This window comes from Neobacillus fumarioli NBRC 102428 (assembly GCF_001591485.1).
GTDB lineage: Bacteria > Bacillota > Bacilli > Bacillales > Cytobacillaceae > Neobacillus > Neobacillus fumarioli.
The window spans coordinates 1-4,241 of sequence record NZ_BCUZ01000174.1; the positions used below are offsets into that span (position 1 = coordinate 1).

Sequence of the window (4,241 nt, forward strand, 5' to 3'; positions counted from 1 at the left end):
CTGCCGGGCAATTATATATTATATGAGTATTAGTACAGATGAGAAAGAGCAATGAGTATAAGCTTCTATGAATTAACAGCGAATTGCCCCCCATCATACCGCATCTTGAGTAAGCCTTGTGGGATGGGGACATCTGTACATAGTAAAATTTAAAGGAATCACCTTTAAATTTTTTAATAGAATGGATGACGGTGATTCATTCCCGTTATTCTCCATCATATGGCGGCATAGCCAAGTGGTAAGGCAGAGGTCTGCAAAACCTTTACCACCGGTTCGAATCCGGTTGCCGCCTCCATTTATTAAGAAAGCGCCCGTAGCTCAATTGGATAGAGCGTCTGACTACGGATCAGAAGGTTATGGGTTCGACTCCTGTCGGGCGCGCCATTTATAAATTTGGCGGTGTAGCTCAGCTGGCTAGAGCGTACGGTTCATACCCGTAAGGTCGGGGGTTCGATTCCCTCCGCCGCTATCTAGTAATTAAACATCCTAAGCCAAGTAAAAAGAATCGTATCGAAGTTGACCTACAAACGAGTAGTATTAAGGGCCTATAGCTCAGCTGGTTAGAGCGCACGCCTGATAAGCGTGAGGTCGATGGTTCAAGTCCATTTAGGCCCATATAAAATAGTGGCTGACCCAAAAAAGTCGTTTTAAACGGACCTTTTGGGTCAGTCTTTTTTTTGAATGATTAACCGGAAATTTTGGGATATTTTTTGTAAAAAAGAAGGGATTTCCCCTTTTTAAAAGTATTTTATCACACCACAGTTCTTGATATTATGTAGGATCTGTTATTGTTCATTGTTGATTATCAGCAGGGTACTCACTTAGTCGGAAGAATTCCGCTTATTTTAAAAAAATAGCGGATAGATAGAGAAATAGGCGGAGGTTTTCCGCTTAAATAACCAAAATGGCCTTAAAATCATGAAAATGTATAGTTTAACAGAAAAAAATCCGCTTATTTGTAGGTGTTTATATGAATTTCCTGATTTAGCAGGAATCCTTCCGCTTATTTTTCAAACCTTTAACAGAGCTTTTATGTAAAAACATTGAGCGGATGCTTTTTGAATAGAAACGATGTAGAATTTTAAAAATTCGAACAGAAACGCTATAGTAACTTAATGGTAGCAACTTTGGGTAAAATCATTGTAGGAGCTGGTACCTCTGTCTAAAGTGATCGTAACTTCGGATAAAATCCCTGTAGAAGAGGGGCAAACATAATCATTAGCAATACAATTTTAAGGCAACAAATTTTTCGTTTTCTTAACCGATCGCTTTCACATCCGCATAAATGCAACTACACCTTATGAACCGTCTGATTAGGCTTACTATTCAGCGAGTTTTTTTACCAGTGATATTTTCTACACTTTGAAAAAGTGGACAACATCCACTGAAAAACAATAAATCATTCTAAAGAAAAAGGCTGAGCCCTAAAAGGTCGATTTTAACGACCTTTTGGGTCAGCCTCCTCATTTCTTATAACGCTTCTTTTATAATTTTTCTATAGTACAACACGGAAAGAACTCCGAATATCGAATACAATGCTGCATAAAGGATCATCACAATAATCATTGGTGTCCAAAGTTCTGTGCCAAAGAAGAACCAACCGGATTGGACGGCAAAATAACTATGGGATAAACCAACGGCCAGAGGAATGCCAAAGCTGAAAAATTGTTTGACCTGAATTTCTTTGAGCATATCGGTTTCAGTGAAACCGAGCTTTCTTAATATTGTATAACTTGGCTTTTCTTCTTCACTTTCACCCATTTGTTTAAAATAAAGGATACAGCCAGATGTTATGAGGAACGTTAAGCCTAAGAAGCTGACGATAAACATGGCAAGCCCCATTGATTTCTTTAGTATGCTGCTTGTTTCCAGACGGGAATCTTGAACAGACTTGTTGTCAAACTTTAAATGTTTGAAAATATCATTGGCTTTTTCAAGATTGGCTTCTGTCTTTAAATTGATCCCAATAAAAACAGAAGGTTTAAGCTCTTCCTTTAAGCGGGTGAAAACAGATTTATCAACAATAGCTACTGGAAAGCCCCCGTTTGTGAAATGCAATGAAATCAGATGCTGTTTCTTAAGTCCCACAAACTCTAATGGAATAACTTCTTTTTGTGTCTTTAATTCGATCTTCCCGGGGCCTTCAAGTGGCATAAACTTTTGCAAAGCATCATTATAGCCTGTAAAAATTGTCTGCCCTGGAGCGACATTTATTTCGGGAACATCTTGGTCACTAATGATTGATATCTGCATATTTTTCGGATTAAATTGTAATTCTTTAGATTTCAAATGTATAACGGGTTTTAAGTTGGCATGGACTGACAAAACTTCTATCTTTTTTTCATTATATTGAATTCCCTTTGTAGTCAATGCTTTTTCAAATTGGCTGGCACTTTTCAGATCGTCAAAAGAGAAATCAGCTGCCACATCATTCTGTGCACTTTTTTCTGCCGAGTAGTAGGAAATGTAACTTAGTGATAATAATCCGATAGCCAAAGCAGAAACGGTTGTGATAATGGTTAGCAGCAAGGCATTTGATTTCATTCGAAACATAATAGAAGAAAGTGATAATACTTCGCTGATATTTAAATAGCCGTCTTTTCGTTTACGTATCATCTGACAAATAAAACTGATAGAACCTTTATAAAAAAGATATGTGCCGATGATGACGAATGTTAGAATGGAAGCCATTGCTGTAAATAGCTGTTGTGTAGTGGTAAAATCACCGCCGAATAATTTGGATGAAATATAGTAGCCTATGGAAATAAAAAGAATGCCTGTAATTCCAATGATCATTCCGGTTATGGACAATCTTTTTACTTTTCCTTCAGTTGATGAAGTGACACGAAACAGGCTTAAAATGCTTTGCCTTTTAATAAACAGGTAATTCATTAGCATAATCAACAGATAGATCGCACAAAAAACGATTAAGGTTTGCATCAGTGCCTGAGTGGAGAACGTAAGCCTGGCGATTGCAATGACACCGGTAATTTTATACATAATCATGATGATTAATCTGGAAACAGAGAAACCGAGAAAAATTCCGGCAAGCAAGGAGCCGAAATAGAGAATAAAGTTTTCAGTACTCAATATGCGGAAAATCCTATTTTTGGTCATTCCGATTAACTGAAATAAGCCAATTTCCTTGCCCCGCCGTTTGATAAAAATATTATTGGCATATAACAGAAAGACTGCCACAATTGCGATCAGCAAGATAGACGCAGCCTGAATAGCTGCTGCACCCTTAATCGAACCTTTTGCCGCATCCATGGACGGGTCATATTGCAAGGTAACAAAAGCAAAATAAAGAGCGACACTGAAAATTAACGCGAACACATACAAATAATAATTTTTCAAATTCTTTTTCAGATTGCGGAAGACGAGATGATTAATGTTCATATTGCACACCGCCTAGCAGTCCTTGAGTTTTCATGATATCTTGGAAAAATATTTGCTGTGATTGTTCGCCTTTATTGAGCTGTGTGTAAATTTTCCCATCCTTGATAAAAATCACTCTACTAGAAAAGCTTGCTGAAACAGCATCATGTGTAACCATCACAATGGTTGATTTTCGTTTTTGGTTTAATCTGCTTAATTTGTTTAATAAATCGGAGGCAGATTTCGAATCAAGTGCCCCGGTTGGTTCATCTGCAAAAATAATGTTTGGTTCATGAATGAATGCCCGTGCTGCCGAGGTTCTTTGCTTCTGTCCCCCGGAAATTTCATTTGGATATTTGTCTTTGAGTTCATGGATCCCTAGTTCTGTTGCTACTTCTTGAAACTTTAGGTCGGCTTCTTTCTTCGAGACTCGAGTAATGGATAACGGCAGCAGAATATTTTCCTTTACGGTCAACGTATCAAGTAAATTGTATTCTTGAAAAATAAAGCCTAAATGTCGCTTCCGAAATTCTGCAAGCTCCTTTTCTTTCATTTTCGTCATTTCGTTTCCTTCAATTTTAATGACTCCACTGCTGGCCTTATCAATTGAAGACAGGACATTGAGCAAGGTTGTTTTTCCTGAACCTGATGGGCCCATAATACTGACAAATTCACCTTTTTCAATCGTAATATCGACTCCTTTTAATACTTCCTGTTTATTAAATTTATTGCCATAGCTTTTATAAATTTTAGTTGCTTCTAAAATCGTCATAGGGACACACTTCTTTATTTGATAGTTTTATTATAAAAGGGCAGTGCTGGTAGAATCCTTCGATTGAGCGAACAAATCAATAAAGGGGCTG

At 37.5% G+C, this 4,241-nt stretch carries 2 protein-coding genes and 4 tRNA genes; 4 read left to right on the forward strand and 2 right to left on the reverse strand.

Annotation, left to right across the window (positions count from 1 at the left end):
• The first annotated feature begins 221 nt into the window (after positions 1–221).
• From BFU02S_RS14930 to BFU02S_RS14945, 4 genes are all read left to right on the forward strand, one after another.
• Positions 222–295: transfer RNA gene (locus tag BFU02S_RS14930), tRNA-Cys, on the forward strand.
• Between the two features lie 12 nt (positions 296–307).
• Positions 308–384, forward strand: a tRNA-Arg gene (locus BFU02S_RS14935).
• Between the two features lie 11 nt (positions 385–395).
• Positions 396–469: transfer RNA gene (locus BFU02S_RS14940), tRNA-Met, on the forward strand.
• A 72-nt stretch (positions 470–541) separates the two neighbouring features.
• A tRNA-Ile gene (locus BFU02S_RS14945) sits at positions 542–615 on the forward strand.
• A gap of 855 nt (positions 616–1,470) precedes the next feature.
• Here the strand turns inward: BFU02S_RS14945 and BFU02S_RS14950 are convergent.
• Both BFU02S_RS14950 and BFU02S_RS14955 read right to left on the reverse strand, forming a co-directional pair.
• The gene (locus BFU02S_RS14950) at positions 1,471–3,399 is read right to left on the reverse strand and encodes an FtsX-like permease family protein (RefSeq protein ID WP_066372355.1); all 1,929 of its coding nucleotides are present in this window, start codon (positions 3,397–3,399) and stop codon (positions 1,471–1,473) included.
• A complete protein-coding gene (locus BFU02S_RS14955) occupies positions 3,389–4,150 on the reverse strand; it encodes an ABC transporter ATP-binding protein (RefSeq protein WP_066372358.1) in 762 nt (253 codons plus the stop codon). The genes BFU02S_RS14950 and BFU02S_RS14955 overlap by 11 nt, the downstream gene beginning before the upstream one ends.
• Between the last annotated feature and the right edge of the window lie 91 nt (positions 4,151–4,241).